The organism is Sporosarcina sp. Y352 (assembly GCF_056786535.1).
The window spans coordinates 92188-110460 of sequence record NZ_JBXCJE010000001.1; the positions used below are offsets into that span (position 1 = coordinate 92188).

The 18273-nt window shown below is 39.5% G+C and carries 23 protein-coding genes; 4 read left to right on the plus strand and 19 right to left on the minus strand.

Annotated features, from left to right (window positions below; genetic code table 11):
* Positions 1 to 22: 22 nt before the first annotated feature.
* From AC1TO6_RS00525 to AC1TO6_RS00550, 6 genes are all read right to left on the minus strand, one after another.
* Positions 23 to 1345, minus strand: coding sequence for a TcpE family conjugal transfer membrane protein (locus AC1TO6_RS00525; protein WP_482099652.1), 1323 nt, complete (start codon positions 1343 to 1345; stop codon positions 23 to 25).
* A 103-nt stretch (positions 1346 to 1448) separates the two neighbouring features.
* On the minus strand, positions 1449 to 1670 hold the full coding sequence (locus AC1TO6_RS00530) for a hypothetical protein (RefSeq protein WP_482099653.1): 222 nt from the start codon (positions 1668 to 1670) through the stop codon (positions 1449 to 1451).
* Between the two features lie 63 nt (positions 1671 to 1733).
* Positions 1734 to 2921 (minus strand): conjugal transfer protein, encoded by a 1188-nt coding sequence (locus AC1TO6_RS00535; RefSeq protein ID WP_482099654.1) that lies wholly within the window; start codon positions 2919 to 2921, stop codon positions 1734 to 1736.
* Between the two features lie 46 nt (positions 2922 to 2967).
* Entirely contained in the window at positions 2968 to 3189 is a 222-nt protein-coding gene (locus AC1TO6_RS00540) for a hypothetical protein (RefSeq protein WP_482099655.1), read from the minus strand.
* Positions 3190 to 3223: 34 nt separating this feature from the next.
* A complete protein-coding gene (locus AC1TO6_RS00545; protein ID WP_482099656.1) occupies positions 3224 to 3916 on the minus strand; it encodes a hypothetical protein in 693 nt (230 codons plus the stop codon).
* Positions 3917 to 3948: 32 nt separating this feature from the next.
* Positions 3949 to 4383: a DUF5348 domain-containing protein gene (locus tag AC1TO6_RS00550; protein WP_482099657.1), complete on the minus strand. Its 435-nt coding sequence runs from the start codon at positions 4381 to 4383 to the stop codon at positions 3949 to 3951.
* 264 nt (positions 4384 to 4647) lie between these two features.
* On the opposite strand from AC1TO6_RS00550, the gene AC1TO6_RS00555 reads away from it, so the two are divergent.
* The gene (locus AC1TO6_RS00555; RefSeq protein WP_482100099.1) at positions 4648 to 4788 is read left to right on the plus strand and encodes a Spo0E family sporulation regulatory protein-aspartic acid phosphatase; all 141 of its coding nucleotides are present in this window, start codon (positions 4648 to 4650) and stop codon (positions 4786 to 4788) included.
* A 121-nt stretch (positions 4789 to 4909) separates the two neighbouring features.
* Here AC1TO6_RS00555 and AC1TO6_RS00560 read toward each other — a convergent pair whose 3' ends face one another.
* The 8 genes from AC1TO6_RS00560 to AC1TO6_RS00595 all read right to left on the minus strand — a co-directional run bounded on the left by AC1TO6_RS00560 (position 4910) and on the right by AC1TO6_RS00595 (position 12093).
* Positions 4910 to 5287: a hypothetical protein gene (locus tag AC1TO6_RS00560; RefSeq protein ID WP_482099658.1), complete on the minus strand. Its 378-nt coding sequence runs from the start codon at positions 5285 to 5287 to the stop codon at positions 4910 to 4912.
* Positions 5288 to 5307: 20 nt separating this feature from the next.
* Positions 5308 to 5670 carry a hypothetical protein gene (locus AC1TO6_RS00565; RefSeq protein WP_482099659.1) on the minus strand — a complete coding sequence of 121 codons (363 nt, stop codon included), beginning with the start codon at positions 5668 to 5670 and terminating at the stop codon, positions 5308 to 5310.
* 7 nt (positions 5671 to 5677) lie between these two features.
* Positions 5678 to 6739 carry a ParM/StbA family protein gene (locus AC1TO6_RS00570; protein WP_482099660.1) on the minus strand — a complete coding sequence of 354 codons (1062 nt, stop codon included), beginning with the start codon at positions 6737 to 6739 and terminating at the stop codon, positions 5678 to 5680.
* Positions 6740 to 6751: 12 nt separating this feature from the next.
* Positions 6752 to 7213 (minus strand): metal-dependent hydrolase, encoded by a 462-nt coding sequence (locus tag AC1TO6_RS00575; RefSeq protein WP_482099661.1) that lies wholly within the window; start codon positions 7211 to 7213, stop codon positions 6752 to 6754.
* A gap of 685 nt (positions 7214 to 7898) precedes the next feature.
* Positions 7899 to 8546, minus strand: coding sequence for a MarR family transcriptional regulator (locus AC1TO6_RS00580; protein WP_482099662.1), 648 nt, complete (start codon positions 8544 to 8546; stop codon positions 7899 to 7901).
* A 7-nt stretch (positions 8547 to 8553) separates the two neighbouring features.
* Positions 8554 to 10770, minus strand: coding sequence for an SF1B family DNA helicase RecD2 (recD2, locus tag AC1TO6_RS00585; protein ID WP_482099663.1), 2217 nt, complete (start codon positions 10768 to 10770; stop codon positions 8554 to 8556).
* Complete coding sequence (locus AC1TO6_RS00590; RefSeq protein WP_482099664.1) at positions 10767 to 11693, minus strand: transcription termination/antitermination NusG family protein; 927 nt, start codon at positions 11691 to 11693, stop codon at positions 10767 to 10769. Before AC1TO6_RS00590 ends, recD2 begins: the two co-directional genes overlap by 4 nt.
* A 79-nt stretch (positions 11694 to 11772) precedes the next feature.
* Positions 11773 to 12093 carry a DUF771 domain-containing protein gene (locus tag AC1TO6_RS00595; RefSeq protein ID WP_482099665.1) on the minus strand — a complete coding sequence of 107 codons (321 nt, stop codon included), beginning with the start codon at positions 12091 to 12093 and terminating at the stop codon, positions 11773 to 11775.
* Positions 12094 to 12610: 517 nt separating this feature from the next.
* Between AC1TO6_RS00595 and AC1TO6_RS00600 the strand changes: the two genes are divergently transcribed.
* From AC1TO6_RS00600 to AC1TO6_RS00610, 3 genes are all read left to right on the plus strand, one after another.
* Positions 12611 to 12970, plus strand: a complete 360-nt coding sequence (locus tag AC1TO6_RS00600; RefSeq protein WP_482099666.1) for a helix-turn-helix domain-containing protein — start codon at positions 12611 to 12613, stop codon at positions 12968 to 12970.
* A 113-nt stretch (positions 12971 to 13083) separates the two neighbouring features.
* Complete coding sequence (locus tag AC1TO6_RS00605) at positions 13084 to 13587, plus strand: ImmA/IrrE family metallo-endopeptidase (RefSeq protein ID WP_482099667.1); 504 nt, start codon at positions 13084 to 13086, stop codon at positions 13585 to 13587.
* Positions 13588 to 13610: 23 nt separating this feature from the next.
* Complete coding sequence (locus AC1TO6_RS00610) at positions 13611 to 14714, plus strand: tyrosine-type recombinase/integrase (RefSeq protein ID WP_482099668.1); 1104 nt, start codon at positions 13611 to 13613, stop codon at positions 14712 to 14714.
* 290 nt (positions 14715 to 15004) lie between these two features.
* Here AC1TO6_RS00610 and AC1TO6_RS00615 read toward each other — a convergent pair whose 3' ends face one another.
* The 5 genes from AC1TO6_RS00615 to AC1TO6_RS00635 all read right to left on the minus strand — a co-directional run bounded on the left by AC1TO6_RS00615 (position 15005) and on the right by AC1TO6_RS00635 (position 18273).
* Entirely contained in the window at positions 15005 to 15265 is a 261-nt protein-coding gene (locus AC1TO6_RS00615) for a hypothetical protein (RefSeq protein WP_482099669.1), read from the minus strand.
* 446 nt (positions 15266 to 15711) lie between these two features.
* On the minus strand, positions 15712 to 16545 hold the full coding sequence (locus tag AC1TO6_RS00620) for a tyrosine-type recombinase/integrase (protein WP_482099670.1): 834 nt from the start codon (positions 16543 to 16545) through the stop codon (positions 15712 to 15714).
* 346 nt (positions 16546 to 16891) lie between these two features.
* Positions 16892 to 17140, minus strand: a complete 249-nt coding sequence (locus tag AC1TO6_RS00625) for a hypothetical protein (protein WP_482099671.1) — start codon at positions 17138 to 17140, stop codon at positions 16892 to 16894.
* 176 nt (positions 17141 to 17316) lie between these two features.
* Entirely contained in the window at positions 17317 to 18075 is a 759-nt protein-coding gene (locus AC1TO6_RS00630; RefSeq protein WP_482099672.1) for a hypothetical protein, read from the minus strand.
* Complete coding sequence (locus AC1TO6_RS00635; RefSeq protein ID WP_482099673.1) at positions 18076 to 18273, minus strand: hypothetical protein; 198 nt, start codon at positions 18271 to 18273, stop codon at positions 18076 to 18078.

Below are 18273 nucleotides of genomic sequence, written 5' to 3' on the forward strand. Positions count from 1 at the left end.
CTCCCCTTCCATATTTTTATAACTATCCGACGGATTTACCATTTTCTATCTCTTTCCTTTTATTTTCCGGATCCATCACTTCCGCTTTCTTCTGGATATAGGAACTTAAAGCTGCATCGTCGATTCGTTCGGCAAAATCATAAGCTTCATCAATTTGATTCAAAGCTAAATAAGCATCAGCAATGATACGTGTTCGCCTCTCATCCATCTCCATTCTTGGTGCACTTTGATATTCAATGATTTTTTCATGGTCTGCATCTAATGAGGCAACTTCAAAGGCAATCAGTTTAGAATCCGTTTGTAACTCTTTTAATTGGTTGATTTCCTTCTTCGCAATTAAAAAATTGACGATTGATTTATCGAATTCAGGAACATGATCTAACGCCTTTTGTGCATTGCTCGACATTAAATATGTGAACAACACGGCGTTCCGGTCATCCTTTTCAAGTGTGTCAAAATCTAGTTTGTCGAAATGTTCAACAGCCTCGGAATACTTTTGAATGGAGGCAGACCGCAACCCAGCAATAAGATTTTCTTCAAGGGAAACAACAGAAACCTTGTTTTGACCTGTTTTTACTTCCTGGGAAGAACCGGCGTCATTCGTATCGGCATTTGCTTTGCCAAAATCAAAGTCCGTGACGATATGAAGAAATCCCAAAACCAGAATGATACTAAGAAAACTGGTAAAGAGAACAATCAATCCAATTGCTGCGACTGGTTTTTGCTTCAATCGTTCTTCGGACTTTTTCATTGAACGTTTTTGCAAAGATATTTCTTTATCCTCAGTTTCTGTCTCTGGAACATTTTCATCATCCATTTCTATGACCACCTCACTTTCATTTCTTTTATGGTCGTACAATCTTTCACTAGCAATCATTTCTCCACGTGAAATCCTAGCCAGATAATCCAAAACTTTGTCATGCTCTTCATTAAGTTTTACTACCACAAGGGATCCATCATCTTTTTGTCGGAACGATTTTTTGTAGGTATAGTAATTATGAAACTGATAGTCTTTTTCTTTGTCCACCTCACGTCCTCTGTAAAGTGTGCTAGCTTTCATCTTCTTTGCTTGATATAAGATAAAAGAACGGAAGAAGTGAACAGGTGATCTCCCTTCCGTCCCGACATCCGCAAGCAACCAAGCAAGCCCGATTGGGATAATAATCAATATTCCAACGGGTATCCAATTGATTAGCCTTCCAATTCCAGGAGTGAAATATATGGTTGCCTCTACAATTGCAATCACAAAGAAATACATGACCGCTTTCAATCGCAAGGGTCTACCCAGTTCCAAACCGAAAACCTGATATAGCTTCCGTTCAAAACGAATGAAACTATTAAGCACATACAGCGGTATCCTATTTATAATTTCCACCTCCAAGCCCTATACTTCATAGGAATGGCAAGGAGAAGAATGTATCCCCCCTTGCTTACAATAAAATCTGTATTTAATTACCTAGATTCAACTTCTCAGCAAAGAACTCAGAAATATTAATCAAGACCTCTGGATTTACGATGAAAATCCCAATGAACGCAAGCCCGATTAAGACACCTATCAACGCAATCCACGCTCTTTTAAAAGCCGTTACAATCAGAGCTATAAACAGAACGATGAATAATGCCCATTTTATTTCCTCTGAAATCCATGTAAACAATCCTTCCAAACTCATTCGATTCACCCCCTTTCGCAATAAAAAAACACAGACATAATTGTCTGCATCTAACTCCTTGCCTTATTCAATTGTTTCATCAGTTTCAACGTTCTTTTCCATTTGAGGCTGGACTTCATTTGATTCAGATTCCCCCTGTGATTCATCATCTACTTTCTTTTTCTGTTTCAAGTCGTCAATGTACTTTTTGTCATTGACTAATAAAACGGTATAACGCATCTCCTTCTCTTCCACTACCAAAAGATAAGTGGAATTGAATTCAATTCCCGTTTCTGGTTCAGCCAATACTACTTCCGTTCTGATGACTTTCTCGTTAGCTCTCTTTCCTTCAAAGATTTCTGTGCTTTTCAGTCTGACAAAGTCCATCGTCTGGTTCAGTCCATTCTGATGTTGTGGGTCCTCGACGATATAGGTCAGTTTGTCTATTGAATCGTTCGCATACGCTTCAAAAAATGTTTCTAGAAAAGCCTTGATATTTTGGGTACTCCCATCTGCCACGGACTTTAGCCCATCTGTTTCAGGATCAAGACTCTTATCTACATTCTTCTCATCCACGTATGAAAAACTAGGTAATTCATAAATGATGTAACGGTTTTCGTCTTCATCATAGTAAACTGGTACGGAGATATACTTCACCGTCTTGACCTTCTCAGGTTCAGCAGCTGTTTTTTCTGCCGACTTATCATCTATCTTCTTTTCTTGAATGGACGGTTTTTCAAATACTACTTTCACTTGAAAAGTAATACGTGCTTTAGAATCCTCCAAATCCTCGACTGCCTTCAGCACAATGTTTTCACGAGCAATTGCTGAGTTCCATTTCTTATCACTAGCAATGGCTTGTTCACTTAACTTTTCAGGTAAATAATAGGCAAGCCGTTCTATCCGATCACTTCGTTTCTCATCTGCAGCATTCCATGTGAAATAGGCCGAGACGAAACTTTTTGAGAACTCGATACCCTCTGCAGAAGTAGCTTTATTCGTATTCGCTTCGTCTGTTTCAATAGTGGAATTCGATTTCCCACTAGCAGAAAACACATTCACGAAAACAATCAGCAACATAAATAAAAAAAACATCCAGAAAGTGATTGCGCCAAGCCTTTTAGCTCGGTACCCTTTCGGTTTGCTTTTCTTTTCATGTTTCCGTATTTCTTTTTTCCGTTTTTCATTTTCAAAGGATTTCTTAAAAATATCAATGGACTTTTTAATCAAACTATCATTTGAATCTGTTGCCTTGTTCAATCGCTTCTTCAAAATCCAATACCTCCCTCTTCCGTATTTCTCATCCCATTACGTGTCATCAAAATTTCTTTGAGCTACCCACCACTATGAAAACGGCGACAATCAAAACGAGTGTTGTAATCGTCCCATATTTAACGAGTGAAGATTCATAAAGACTGACCACGTGCATTTTTAGCTCCTCCCACAATGGGACCAACGTTGGAAACTGTTCTAGCAATAGACTCCCGATGACCACGATTAAGAAAATCATCAAGATTGTCCCGATTACGAGTTTAAACATCCTTTCACCTCCTCTCGCAAGTAGCCTGACTTCACTATCTGCGAAGACTTGGCCTGTTTAGCCTTTTGGCCACCATGGATGCAAAGATTAACATGCCCATGAAACGACCAAAACGGTTCAACTTAGTAGCGATTGTCGATAACTTCACAAAGCGTTTTTCCCTACTAGCAGTATTTGGCTGACTGAATATCCGACTTTCCTTCTCAATGATTTGGATTGATTCTTCATCAGTTCTTGCTCTCCCCTGATTTTTATACGCAATCATTTTTTCCAACACTTCTTTTGTTCGATACTTTGGATGTATTGAAGAATTGTTGTGCAGTGCGCTATCAACCAAATCAACATTCTTTTGAAGTGCTGCTTTATTCTGTTCATAAAAAACCAGTCCTTCACTAAATCCCTTCCTAGATTTATTGAATTTCTTTACGATTATATTGTAGACGTAAAGAAAAGAGACAATTACCGCAGTGTAAATCGTTGTATAGAATAAAAATACAGGTGTATAGATGAATATGAAAATATCAATCCCATTGCGAATGTAATTCACAAGAATCATGAAGATGGGCATCCAGATGAATAGTCTTTTCACAATTTTACGGATTGTCACTTTGCTGATTACATTTCTTCTGACCATGCTTTCATGTGGAATTTCTAGTTCATCTAATTCGTCCTTTAGCATCCCTTTCAAGACCACGGCTTTATAGGTATCCTCCAGATTCATACACATTCCAATTCACTCCTTTCTCATCTGTGAAAACATCAAGGCAACGCCCTGTATCGAGCCTTTAGCCCCTCTAGCTTTATATACGGCATTGCTATGCAATAATAATCATCACCCCGATGTTCAATTCGGGATTGGACATAATAGCCGCCTTCCTTCATTTCCGGATCATCCCTCCAAACATCAACCGAGGAGCCGCTGGTCAGTTCTCTGCCACATAATTCATACCGGTCACATTCGTTCTTTTGTAAATACCCTTCCAGTTGGACCTCCTTAATTAAATCAACAATTGATTTGTGAGCTTCTTCGAGTCCTAACTTGGCTTTATACAACGTAAAATACTGTTGTACATCCTCCGAATTCAAACTAAAAATATTGACGTTATTAATCAGTTCATCCATTTCCCTTAAAAGTCGTTTAACTGTACTTTCCGCCTCGCAATAACTAGCAACGCTATATCCCACTAATTTCATTATGATATTCCTCCCTACTTTTTTAATTACAATACTTTTGAATCGTAATATAATTTAAAAATTTATCAGTATCCTGTTTATACTTTTGATATATTACAATTGCGTTAAAATTCAGTAATATTCCAGAAATCGACAGTTTTTGCCATTTTGTTATTGTACGATGGACAAGCTGGTTCAAATTCATCAAGATGATTTCAATATACTTTGAAGACTAATAGTTCATTTGAAGGGAGTTTTATTAAAATCGAATTAAATAAAAGAGAATTGTCTGCATTCATCAAAGCTAAACAGAAAGTCATGTATAAGATAGCTAAACAATATGGATTTACTCATCCTCACGTCGTTGCATACAGCCAAATTTTGGACGTGCTAATTAATATTTATCAAAAAAAAGACCGTCCCTAACTACTGAAGCTTTAATGTGCAGTTTATTAGGATTACCGGTCTAGATTTGCTGCTTGGCGACTTGGAATATTCCATTTTTTTCGGAATCGGCTTCTTGAATGACTATTTAAGAGGCTTTCCCCTATTTCTTATTGGCAATCACTGATATAAATTCCCTGAATTCGATAACTGAGTGCATTCCTATAGCTTCTCTAATTTTCTTTTTTGACACGCCTTCTTTGAGCAATTCCACAATTTCATGCGTGGTGATTTCTTGTTTCCTTTCGAGTATTGCTTCAATATTCGTATCTGTTCTCCATAGCTCGTCACCCACTAATCGCATTTCTCTAAAATTAGGGCAGCCACCACAGATTAATTCAACTGTCTCCCTATCATTCGAGCGGTCACCCATCATCACCATTTCTTTAAATAAGCAGGAATCACAAACCCTCAGGGTTTCACATACTTTCAAGAACTTCTTCTTTTTGCGATTACGCAGCTCTACCTTTGTCTTCACCATTTCCTCACCTCCAAAGTTGGTTAAAATTCAACACCAAAAGACGATAGCATCGCACTGGCACTATCGTCGATTGCTTGTTCAGTTATCGTTGATTCACTATCTGTCCTACTCACTTCTCCTTCCCTCATAGCGAGACTTCTATCAATTCTTCCTAACAGCTCCTTGTGCTGTTTCTCTAAGTTTTCTTTTAACAATTTCACTTCGGCCAACAAGAGTTGATTACCCTCATTTACTTTCTCTTCACCTGACATCGTTCGATAAGCGAACCGTAGCATCTGTCGAATCGTATCACTTCGCCTATTGTCTGGCACTTGTGATAGCAGGTTATAGATTTTCTCATCCTCTTCTTGCAAACGAAAGCTGTACCGCTTTTCCCAGTTCACATTCATCTCACATCACAGATTTCCGTCGCTCTAGTTGATCGAATACGGCTTTACCTAATCTCAAGTAGCCAATCGTGTTTGCAAACTGGCTCTCCGTAATCTTCAATAAACGTTCATCAAAGTGGGGCTGGATAAAAGGCTCGAAAAGCTCGCCACCTCCACCAGCTAAGAAAATCGCATCAAATAAATCGGATTCCTCAGCCCATACGTTTTTCAATCGATCAACAATATTTGTAGCAATCGATTTCTTACTGGATTGGATAATTTGGCTGAAATCTATTTTATTTCCTTTATACATCAACCGTTCATCTTTTAAGATCCGAGAGATATAATGCTCACTCAAATCCGCGCCACCCGTTTGTGTTTTATAAGCTTGACGAATATCTCGATATAGATTGTTCACCCCATCGTCCACCGTTCCGGATAACTTCGCCTTCGGAACGAATGAACCATTTTCCTGGATTTCAACAACCACAAAATCCGTTGTTCTGAATCCAATATCAATCAACCCAATTAGCGACCCCTGGTGCATGAAGTGAGGGTACGTAAATTTACCATCATGATTAATCAATGCGGAAAAGATGGCTGAAGCACCTTGTGGAAATACCAAGGCTCGTTCGATGTTCACCTGTTTCGCAACCTCAACTAAGGGACCCGATTTCCAATCTATATGGGATTGGATCCCTATAATAGACGATTGGAAATCCTTTGCTTGTGCTTGGTAGAAATCTAGCGGGAGTCCTGTTGACAGATTCACAGAACCACCTCTTCCATCCGTTACAAGCTGAATGGCTGTGTTAAGTAGAATATGTGTGTATAAATGATTGAACCGCTCACGTTCAAATATGCGAGATAATGAGCGGGATTCATTTGCCAGTTCTCCGACAAAATAATCCTCGCCCATAATATTTACATGCATATTAAATAAATCGTTCGGTGTATCCCCAAGGATATTTGTGATTCCCCTGTCATACCCTTTCCCGACAAGTGAAGGGAATATGACACGCTTTCCTGATGAAGATATTGCTTTGACAAATCCATAGCCTAAATCGACTGCAACGTTTTCCAAAAGTATGACCTCCTATAAATCCAATTTTATTTTTGTAACTAGAACCCAACCGATCAAACTGATGAGTGCCAGTCTTGTGATTCTATCTATTAATGTAAAACTGAATGACGGTATTGCAACCCCAATTGATTTAGCAGACGGATAGAAGAGCTTCACTTTTCCGGTTAGCATGTCTCCAGCAATATGTGCAAGTATCCCTGCACTTACTGACAAAGCCACCCAGCATTCTGTAAACAGGTATATAAAAATCCCTGCTAATAATGAAAATAGCAAGGAGTGTGTAAAAGTCCGATGACCAAATATAGAATGAAGTGGTATAGCTATGAAGAAGAACAACTTCCCAAACTTAGACTTTGGTTCATCAAGATCCGGTAGCACACCTGCAATTCCTCCAACGACCGCTCCTTGCCAATCACCTCCTGTAACTACGTATCCGGCAACCATTCCTGATAGAGCGTGTGTGGACCACTCCATTAGCCAACAGTCGATTCTAAATCATCGTATACTTCATTGATTTCTACATTCCTCAATTTATATCTCCTTCTTTCCATACCTTTATTTTGTCCCTCTAAAAAACAACCAAAAGAATTTCGATTGCTTTTGACAAGTACAAAGAGTGGATACGGTTATTTGAGCAATTGACAACGCTTAATATTGCAAATCGCGTTGAACATGTTAAAACATGGGCTGAATAATTGAAGAGCTGAAAGAGCAGACATCGACACACTCCCCTTTTTTTCAGCCCAGGTTTTAATTCTTTACGTTTTCTAGTTCAAAATCTATTACGAAAAATTTCGAATTTCACTCACACGAAAACTTAAGGATTTATCATCCACTTTAGAATTCACTATTTTCAATGGTGATTTTCCACATTATATATGGGTGAAAAATTCAGTATTGCAGTCGTATATAAGAGAGTGAGAAAGGGCGACATGCTTAAAACCCGGAATAACCCTTTCATAACAACGTTTATACACGTTTATAGGTGTAGAGATTTATCTACACACGTGTCGATATTTTTCGACACCCCCTTTTCACACTAATCCCTTCAATACATGGATTTAGGGTGTAGAAATTTTTCGACACCTTCAAAAAAAAGTACTGGAAACTATATAAATACACAATAAAGAGTGTGGTATTTTCTCCACACCCAGCTAATTCATTTCATTTTTTTAAATTCCAAATAACTTTTTCTGCTATACAACCTCCCGAACTCTTCTTCATTTTTTATCCATAACTTCCAGGAAAGCAATACCTTTTTTCTTTCCAGTTTGTCAAATTCGATAACTAACTTTGATAATGTCGCATTTATTCTGTTCCGATTTCCTGCATAAATGATTTCAGGATTCATAAATAATGGTCTACGAGTAACACTTCTTTTATGTTCTTTAATCTCTTGTGAATCCACCAGTTCAAACAATATTCCTTTTACAAGCAAACTTTGAATTGTTGCACTGATTCCAGTTCGATCACGATTTAGATACTTTGCAATTTCTGAGACTGTCATAAATTGTCCGGTTCCTCTATCGGTAATCCCATTTGAATGAAGCTGAACCAATGGCATCAAAGAAAAAAGAAAACCTAACTCTGCATTCGTCAGGAACTCTTTCCTGATAAGCACATCGAGGTTTTCTTGAATTGCTTGAACAAACAAAGCCTTATTTTTATCTTTCAATTTGTATAGGGCGTAACCTTGCTCATTTGCTTTCTGTTCTTCCATTGCAACAGCAGCTACATCCACTAGTTTTTCACCATCGCGAAGTCTGGCATGTTTTTCTGCTGTTTCTAACGCGTCATGCATGTCCATTTCTATATCACCCCCTCCCACCGCTTGCATCGTCCCCACTGAATCGGTTGTTATATTCTGCATACGAGGTGATACGATTTGATAAACCACTGTTTCTGTCAGTTAGTTTATTATTTCCAATGGCAATCTCCATCGCCTTTTGTGTACCAATCAAGACGATTCTTTCTTTTGCCCTAGTCATGCCTGTGTACATTAAATTACGAGCCAGCATAACGTAATGGCTTGTCGTAGCAGGAATGATGACTATAGGTGCTTCACCACCTTGTGACTTGTGAATAGTGATTGCATAGCCTAGTTCCAACTCGTTGGTTTCACTTTTTTCGTATGATACTTTTATTCCCATGAAATCGCATATCATTTTCTCAACGATCTCATTATTTTCATTTACTTCTTTTGAAATTTTGGTAATCACACCGATATCGCCATTAAAAACTCCTTTAGATTGATTATTTTTAATCTGAATGACTTTATCACCAAGTCGGAATAGCCTTTTCCCTATCTCCCATTCCTTTTTGGTCGAATTAGATGGGTTTAAGGCATCTCTTAACTGATCATTTAATACAAGTGTTCCAGCAGGTCCTTTTTTCATTGGACTTAATATCAAAATGTCCGATAATGAATAACCTAACTCTTGAAAACGTAAAGCACTTCTAACAATCAAAGCTGCAATTCGTTTTGGGTCTTCCTGATTAATAAAATAAAAATCACCTTTATCGCTGTCGATAAGAAGTGATTTACCTTGATTAACTCTATGCGCATTACTAATGATTTGGCTCTCCTGTGCTTGTCTAAATACTTCTGTAAGTGCTACTGTTGGTAATCCTGAATGAATCATGTCACTTAGGACGTTCCCTGGATTAACCGATGGTAATTGATCCCTGTCACCCACAAAAAGAATTTTCGTATCATTTTCGAGTGCATCTGTCAGTAAACTAGCTAACTGAACATCCACCATAGACATCTCATCAACGACTAACAAATCGCAAGGAAGTTTATCTTGCCAATTGTAGGTAGGAGTTTCTCCTTGTTGGTACCCAATCAACCTATGGATTGTAGATGCGTCATGTCCAGCCACCTCAGACAATTGTCTACTCGCCTTTCCAGTTGGGGCAGCTAAGCATATAATGTTTTCTGGATGCATTCTTTTGTACATGTCGAGCATGGCCCGTATAACGGTTGTCTTTCCTGTTCCGGGACCACCAGTTAGTATTAACATCTGTTCTTCAAATAACCGCCTAATCGCATCACGTTGCTTCTCGGCAAGGATAATACCCTGCTTTTTTTGATACTTTATTATCTGTTTATCTAACATAGGCAATGCTACGCCATCCCGGGAACCCTTCATTTCTGAAAGTTTCCGAGCTAACCTATCTTCATATGTGAATAAAAACTTTGGGTAAACGCAATTATCTTCAATAACGATATGTTTCTCTTCTAAACGGTAAATACTTTGTGCTAATTCATCCATCGATACTTTATCAGCCTCGACCGTGTTATGATTCAATGCTTGCTCTGCATCCCTTAGCAGTTCGTCCTCCAAGACATAGCAATGGCCGGAATTAAAACATGTTTTTTTCAAGAGATAGTTCACACAAGCGTCAATCCGAAATCCAGACAAAGGGGATATCCCCATCTTCCGAGCGACTTCATCCGCTTTCAAAAATCCGATCAGGTTTAACTCTGTTAGCTTGTATGGATTTTCTAATAAAATGGCCACAGTATTAGACTGGTACTCTTTATACAGCCGCATGGCCATACTTGCGGTTATACCAAAAACAAGCAATTCCGCAATAATCCTCTGTACCTCGAACGTAGAGCGAACACTTTCCACGATGTCACTGGCCCGCTTCTGTCCTATTCCTTTAATGTTTCTCAAACCTTGTTCACCCTGCTGTGAAATGATGCTTAGAGCATCCTCCCCCAACTGTTCAGCGATAATGACTGCTTGCTTTGCTCCGCAGCCTTTTACAAGTGAAGAGGCAAGGAAAGCGATAATCTGATCTTTTGTTTGCGGTATCGGTCTTTCCCATAACTTTACCGCAAGTTGTTTGCCGAATTTCGGATGCATTTCCCAATCACCCTGCACTTGAATTTCTTCACCTTTATCAACGCCGAAAATGCTGCCCTTTATGACTAGCTCTTCTACTTCTGTCTGCATTTTTGCGATAAGGAAGTCCCCGTTCCGGTACAAAACTTTTGCGACCTTCCCAATATAAGAGTTCATTCATTCCTTACCCCACTTTGTTGGTACACTAATTTTTTAACACGAAGAATGAAATCAATAGTACTCGGGGTCAGGAAAAGGCTTTGCATCTCAATTTCATTGTAAAGATTCAAAAACAATGTACTTGGCATCACAATTTTTTGGCGTTTTCGTTGGATAAATGCTTTACATCGGTCTACCACTTTCTTCATGGGATTAGTAGGTACAACTGCTAGTTTTATATCTTCAATGGACTCGAGTAGATTAGTATCCAGGGAATCAATTTCTTCAAGGAAATCAATTTCCTCAAGCGTACCCACAACTGTGTTCGCTTCATGCAGAAGTTCATTTCTAACAACAATGATTTCATCGTCGGATAGAAGTTCTTCAAACACCATTTCCACTTCCGGTGTAACATCAATCTGATGAAAGAATGCATCTACTTCTTCTTGAGGAATATTGTATTTACTAGGAATTCCAGTAACATTCGGTATCGATTTCACTAAATGCCACAGGTTATCCGGGAAATAATAAAAATCTACATTCAGTTCAACTAAGATGTACCCAGTTAACACGCTGCTAATTTTCTTTGTCCCTTTTCGAGCATCTCTCAATTCCTTCGAAAGTTCGCGGATGTTGTCCCTATAGCTATCGAGCAAGGCTAGAGATTTGGCATCTTTGTATACTTTCAGATTGTCGCAAGCCGTGCGTAGGTTGTTCAAACCGGCCTGAATTCTTTTTAGGTACAATTGATCTGTAATGTCTTCCGTGTCCAAAGGAGACAAATCGACTGAAGTATTATCCTCACGAATGATTTCCGCATAAGTTTCCATTGCATAGATTGCTTTGACCATAGAATCACCAGATCTAAGCAAAACGGTTTTCAAAATTTCTTTCACTTCAATTTCCGCACCCGTGCGAACCTGAACCACAAAGTAAGCCATGCCCTTTCATCCCTTCCTAAAAATATTTAATTTCAAGTTATTTATTTTTTCCCACTGCATTTCCACTTAATTGAAACAACTACCCAAAGACCCGATGAAAGTTTTTGTCGAGAAAAACAGCCATCTTTGAAGCCTGGAATGACCACGTTTGCCCTTTACCTTGCGGATAAAAGACAAAGCCACCATTTTGGCTATCCAGTTCTTTTCGAAATTGTTGCCGGAAGAGAATATTTTCTTTTAACCATTCATGCTTCTTGCCAGTTCGATTTTCTAAATCTTTCATGTTCCAATACATCCCTTGTAGCTCCCGACTCCTTAGTTCTTCAAGTTCGACTTTCCTAATCAATACAGAATCCTGTGGAATCGGGATTGTAAGATTGACTGAAAGTTGTTGCTCCATATCTAATCACTCCTCTTGTATTTCTGTTGATTACATGTTCAAAGTCAAAACGAATACATAAAGACAAATGATTTAATGGTTATGAATACTTCCAAATGAAGAATCAAAGTAAAACTTTCACTAGTTACTCGTAACGTGTAACTAGTGAGCAAAAAAAATTGTTCATTAACTCACTCATATATACATTTGCGGTTTAACATTCGATAAGAGTAGAATTATTTTCATACCTATTCATCTACATTTGAGATAAACTCCTTAAAAATGGGATTTTAAGAAATAATAAATTGTTGAACCTACTTGCTTCCTCCAATGTTTAGGCACGTTTCTTATAAATACTTTCTTATCCATTGAACTCATCTTCAAATCAGAACTACACGTTATGTGTAACGTTGTCTATTAATATAATATACTCTTAGTGTGTAAGTCGATAGAAAAGTTACTCTTTTTGAGTATTATTTTATAAATATCGTGTAACCGTGTTATAATAAAGCAAATAATTATTAAAAGGTGACTAATCATGAATAATGATCTTCATAAAAAGTTACAACGATTAAGAGAAGAGAGAGACTGGTCTAAAACCGCCGTGGCAAAAAAGCTTGGTATCAATACCTTGTCTACCTATGCAAACTGGGAATATGGAACTCGGCAACCCGATAACAACATGATCAAGGAAATTGCCAATCTTTATAACGTCACAACTGATTATCTTTTGGGGAATACAGCTCAACTTTCTTCCGCGAAAGATGATGAGGAATTCCGTAATGTTATAAATGACCCCGAACTTAGACGGTGGTACTCTGAATTACCTAATTCCAAGGAAGAAGACCTACAAAAGCTTCGTAAAATGTGGGATATTATTAAAAATGAGGACAAATGAAACGCATTTTGAAATAGTAAGTAGTAACCCTATCTTTTTAATAAGGATAGGGTATTATTGTAAATAACAATCGAACATACATTCCCTACTTATAGAAAAGGTGTCGATGAATATTGAAAGTTTCGAGTCTAACTTTACTAGAGGAACAGATTTATTCGATCTATGCATCGCTTAATATTTCTCACCCATCTCAAGTTTGTCATAAAGAGTTTATCAATCTCATTTCCACTAAGAACAACATTAGAATTTATTATTTTGATGAACCAAGTGAGGCGAATAATTTAGGGGGTATATACCGTATTTTTTTAAATGAAAATCAAAGCCGACAAAAGATCTTCCAGGATTTCGCTCATGAACTAGGACACATCTTAATGCACGAAGGACATCAACAATCCATGTTTGAGCCGTTTCGTATCTACCAAGAATGGCAGGCTAAACAATTTGCCTATCATTTTTGCATACCAACATTTTTGTTGAACGAATTAGAACTACCACAACTTCTCTGTGAAGCTGCCTGGTTCATTGCAAAGGCTTTTAATGTCGAATTAACTTTCGCTGCTGAACGGTTAGATAAATGGCATCAAAATAAAAAGGATAATCTATCACTTACTTATTAAAACTAGAAATGAGGTAAATTTAAATGGCAAAGTTCCTTCAGAGGGGAAAGACATGGCAGTACACTATCAGCCGATACACTGACGGCAAATATGATCCTATTCGAAAAGGAGGCTTTCGCACGAGAGGAGAGGCAAAAATAAACGCCGATATAATCGAAGGTGAAATGGCGCAAGGTATATCCCCTATTTTATCAAAAGACATTTTTGCGGATTATTTCTTCGAGTGGGTAAAGGATATGAAGTCAACAAAAGAAAAAGTGACATATGAACGCTATCTGAACACGTTCCAAATCATAAAAGAATTACTTGGCAGGACAACTCTCCAAGCTATGACAAAACGACAATATCAACGCTTTTTAAATGATTACGGAGAAACACGCGCATATGAAACTATTAGGAAATTAAATACACATATACGGGCCTGTGTAAGGGATGCTGTAGACGATGGTAGGATACGGGTAGATTTTACCCGGGGTGTGGAATTCAACACTAAAATCGTTTCTAAGACACCTGAGGAACGTCATCTTAATTATGAAGAGAGTGTAGCATTGATAGCTAAGTTGAAGGATCGGCTAGAAAAAAGTTTGGGATATTATCTATTATTACTTGCGGTAGTTTCGGGGTTGAGATTCGGAGAACTATGTGGACTAAAAAGAAGCGATTTCGACTTTAAAAAGAACATCATAAAAGTGAGACAAGCTTGGGACTATAAAGAAGGGACTGGATTCGCTTCCCTCAAAAATCCCCAATCGAAAAGAAATGTTGCTATCGATATAGTAACGATGGATATATTTAAAGAATTGTTTTCCAAATTACCAACCAATATATACGAAACTGTATTCTTTAACACCCAATCAAGTAAAGGAACTTTGACAAATGAAGCAACCAACAAACTGCTTCGTAATACTTTAAAGAAATTAGAGATACAACCAATTTCAATTCACGGATTGCGACATACACATATATCGGTTCTATTATACAAAGGTGTATCCATTCAGTTTATATCTGAAAGAGCAGGCCATAAAGATATAGAGACTACGTTGAAATATTATTCACATGTATTAAAAGAAATGCGAATAGAGGAAGAGGAGAAATCAGTTAGAATAATGACTGCTATGCATGCGTAATTACATATTAAATGTGTTGCATTTGTGTTGTGTTCATTCGTTTCCAAACGTTTTCAGACGTATACTCAAAAAACAAAAAACGACCACAAACGCTGTTATATCAACGTTTGTGGTCGTTTTTTCATTTCTAATCGTATTCAATTTTCACTGAAATATGTCCCAGGAGGGATTCGAACCCCCGACCGATAAGACTGTCGTATATATTCCGTCCATAATGCGAAGTGTGAGCGGTCATAGGTTACGTAGTGGCGACCGCCTTCTTAACTTCTCGATACATACGATTATATCCGTTAGACTTCGCGTTTGCAATCTATTCCGTAAAATAGCCATAACGCTAATTCTATCGCTTTGTCCTGCCCGCTTCTCCCGTTATCTATGACGTATTTAATACTCGACATTTCCCGCAAGTTGAAACGCCATGCACTATCTTTCTTTGCGCCAAAACTAACGATAGATTGACTAAACTTTCTCGCTATAATTTTTATAGTTGCCGTACTGGAATCGCTTAGTTTTGATATATCCGATGTACTATAATAATTGTTTATGTTCATGTGATCACCGCCTTCTAAATCCAAGTCTATCGCATATGTAATCGCACTTGTATATGTGGAAAATACCCTTTTTGCAGCGAGTGATTTTGGGTATGTTTGACGGATATTATCTGCCGGTTATTTATCGTACAATATAGTAGTAGAGATAGGCGACGTAGAATTGACGAAAGGTAACGTCAAAGTGATATTTCAATATAGCGAATATTTTACGGCCGGGAACGACTTATCCGAATACCCCCTCGAGTTTAAAAATTGTAGCGAAATTTATATCCGATTAGACGTATAGGTATAAAGCAACACCCCGATGTTTTTTGGACAGTTAGACATATTCGGCAGCAGATCGGGGCATATACGTATCCGGGCTTGGGGGGATCGACTTTCTCAACGCAAATAACGCCAACGGGTGAACGTCAGCGTTTTAATTTACTTCGTTTAATTCATTCGTATTAATAAAAGATTGAATCAACTGCGGCTTGCTTATCGTCTGCACTCGGCTGTGAATACCATGCGATCATCTCAACGCTGGCATGACCTGTTAGCGATTGAATCGTTGCAACTGGCGTATTGTTATCAACCAACCGCTTGATAAACGTATGTCTAAGCTGATGCGGATTAACTTCGTATTCATTCAGCATTGCTTGAATCGAACGAACGCTGATTCTTTTGTTAAGCTGCGAAGTAAACAACGCCTGCAAGTCGTCCGACCGTTGCGCTAAATACCGTGTTATGGCTTGCCTTGTCTCGGCCGGTATGCTGATCGTACGAGCCACATCGCCCTTACCACTACGGACGTATAGCACCCCCTTTCTCTCGCTTATATCCACGTCCCCACGGTCTAATGCCGCTAACTCCGACACCCGTAGCCCGCAACCTAATAGCGTTATAATGAGGGCATAGTCCCGCTTATTCGTCTTACGGTCGGCTGTACGTAGTAACTCGTTTACCTTCGACCGCTCTAGCCATTCCGGCGCTTCCTGCGTATGTCGGGGCGCCTTAGTCATACGTAGCCCCTCGATAGTATCCGACTTTCCTGCATAGATGCTATACGACTTAACTGCCGCTATCTCACGATTGACACCACTTGCGCTCCGTTGCTTTCCTTGCAAGTAGGCGATATACTGCTGAACGTCAACGCGACCATATCCCGCTAAATCCGTGCCGCTGCCGTCGAGATATTCCGCGAACTTAATTAGTGAATGCCGATATGCTTTCGCCGTGTTATTCGCCTTGCCTGCGAGTGCTTCCGTTATGTATTGCTCGATGATAGCCGCTGTATTCATCCGCTAAACCCCCGATAATTAATTATACGCAACTATTTCATGCCATTAATCGTATAATCGTCGTATCTAAACAGCATGGATTCGTTGTGCTATTAACATAAGTATACGTATAATACTAATTATACGCAAGTATTATACGCAGGTTTATCGAAATAATTTTCGGATTCAGCCCGGCGATATGTAATTAAACGGAAGTAATCGGAAATCGAACCCCCCGATGTCAGATAGGTCGTCCCCATCCGTGAGCCTTTCCCGGTTTATAACGCCACCTAACGCCCTATCATACAAATATACCCCCGCACGGTTTACGAGTTCCTTCTATATAATGCGACGGATTACCCCCGGATTAACTAGCGGTTATATAGGACGTAATGGGAACACCCGTTTGAAAGCGTTTTGACCTCGACGCCCCGGAAGCCTGTTCCCGAATATTCCGCGCCCAAACGTACCATAATGTACCGTCTAGTCCCGCGATTATGCCGTGATTTGCCGTACCGAATCCACTCCACAATCGGCATATACTCGCATCGGAATCGTCCCCTAAACGCCCAGTAGCGCCCAACCTATCGCAAACATTCCGTTTGTCTTCCTTCATATAGTACCCCCAGAAGGTATGCGTTGGGCATCGGTAGGCGGTCGGCTACTTCGGACGATGCGAGTTCGGCGCTGTTTTTAACGTTCGGCATGACGTGGGACATTTCGCTACATCAACGCATAAAAAAAGGCGATCACTCGCGGAAGTTAATCCGATAAGCGATCGCCTTTTTTCGTCTATCCATTCGCGCTTAGAAAGCCCGCTGCATTGTCTACGATATTCCGATATTCCACGCCGAGCGCGGATTCGATGCCCATTCCGATCATGCTATTTACCGGCGATTGCTTGCGTAGTGATGCGATTTCTTCGAGTGAACGCCTTGCCCGCGCCCTACTGTCCGTTTCAGCCGTCTTCTTGGCCGTATCATATGCCGTCTGTAATTCGAGTAGCCCGAAATGTTGTTTTAACGCGGGGCCGAGTTCGTCGAATGCCTCAACGATTTTCGCTGCATAGAACGGATCGGACGTCGTTTCCATTAACGTTTTGATTTCGTTTGCAGCCGACTTACTGCCAAATACGCCGAATTCCGTTTTGAGTTGGTTAAATTTACGGTCGAACTCGGCAACGGCGAATGGATCCGGGGCAACATTCGGTGCACTAACGATTGCCTGGGCGACCTTCTCGGCTTCAGCGAGTTCTACGTCACGCATTGAACCGTAAGCATCGACCATGCGCGCTAGTTTAATTGCCGATTCTTTCTTCACGCGCCTTTCTTCGTCTGCCTGGCCGATGGCTGTTAGCGCGGGATTGTTGCGGATAGCCCGGACTTGCTCGTTTGTATCGTCGAAGATGGCCACGGCTTTCGACATTGACGAAATATCTTGCTTCGGTTCGACCGGCTCATTCGTGTGTACCTGTGTCGCTTGGCTTGCCGGTGCTCCGTGGATTAATTCATTTACCTTTGCAATGTGCGCGCTTACGATTTCGATTGTCATTTATACCGACTCCTTTTCTGTAAGTTCTTCTTCGTCTTTGCCGCTTAATAACCGCTGTACCTTCGCATATGCCACGCGATCCTCTATTGCCGATGTTGCTTTTGCAATTGTTGCAGCGGTTTGTAAATCTTCCGTTGATACGTTCCCCGATTCGATTTTCCCCTTTAAAACAGAACGTTCGTACATGACTTTTTTCAT

Excerpts from the sequence above, each read along its gene's own strand:
- AC1TO6_RS00530 (WP_482099653.1), bottom strand. The coding sequence starts at position 1,670 with ATGAGTTTGGAAGGATTGTTTACATGGATTTCAGAGGAAATAAAATGG.
- AC1TO6_RS00540 (WP_482099655.1), bottom strand. The coding sequence starts at position 3,189 with ATGTTTAAACTCGTAATCGGGACAATCTTGATGATTTTCTTAATCGTG.
- AC1TO6_RS00545 (WP_482099656.1), bottom strand. The coding sequence starts at position 3,916 with ATGTGTATGAATCTGGAGGATACCTATAAAGCCGTGGTCTTGAAAGGG.
- AC1TO6_RS00550 (WP_482099657.1), bottom strand. The coding sequence starts at position 4,383 with ATGAAATTAGTGGGATATAGCGTTGCTAGTTATTGCGAGGCGGAAAGT.
- AC1TO6_RS00560 (WP_482099658.1), bottom strand. The coding sequence starts at position 5,287 with ATGGTGAAGACAAAGGTAGAGCTGCGTAATCGCAAAAAGAAGAAGTTC.
- AC1TO6_RS00575 (WP_482099661.1), bottom strand. The coding sequence starts at position 7,213 with ATGGAGTGGTCCACACACGCTCTATCAGGAATGGTTGCCGGATACGTA.
- AC1TO6_RS00580 (WP_482099662.1), bottom strand. The coding sequence starts at position 8,546 with ATGGACATGCATGACGCGTTAGAAACAGCAGAAAAACATGCCAGACTT.
- recD2 (WP_482099663.1), bottom strand. The coding sequence starts at position 10,770 with ATGAACTCTTATATTGGGAAGGTCGCAAAAGTTTTGTACCGGAACGGG.
- AC1TO6_RS00590 (WP_482099664.1), bottom strand. The coding sequence starts at position 11,693 with ATGGCTTACTTTGTGGTTCAGGTTCGCACGGGTGCGGAAATTGAAGTG.
- AC1TO6_RS00595 (WP_482099665.1), bottom strand. The coding sequence starts at position 12,093 with ATGGAGCAACAACTTTCAGTCAATCTTACAATCCCGATTCCACAGGAT.
- AC1TO6_RS00600 (WP_482099666.1), top strand. The coding sequence starts at position 12,611 with ATGAATAATGATCTTCATAAAAAGTTACAACGATTAAGAGAAGAGAGA.
- AC1TO6_RS00610 (WP_482099668.1), top strand. The coding sequence starts at position 13,611 with ATGGCAAAGTTCCTTCAGAGGGGAAAGACATGGCAGTACACTATCAGC.
- AC1TO6_RS00615 (WP_482099669.1), bottom strand. The coding sequence starts at position 15,265 with ATGAACATAAACAATTATTATAGTACATCGGATATATCAAAACTAAGC.
- AC1TO6_RS00620 (WP_482099670.1), bottom strand. The coding sequence starts at position 16,545 with ATGAATACAGCGGCTATCATCGAGCAATACATAACGGAAGCACTCGCA.
- AC1TO6_RS00625 (WP_482099671.1), bottom strand. The coding sequence starts at position 17,140 with ATGAAGGAAGACAAACGGAATGTTTGCGATAGGTTGGGCGCTACTGGG.
- AC1TO6_RS00630 (WP_482099672.1), bottom strand. The coding sequence starts at position 18,075 with ATGACAATCGAAATCGTAAGCGCGCACATTGCAAAGGTAAATGAATTA.
- AC1TO6_RS00635 (WP_482099673.1), bottom strand. The coding sequence starts at position 18,273 with ATGAAAAAAGTCATGTACGAACGTTCTGTTTTAAAGGGGAAAATCGAA.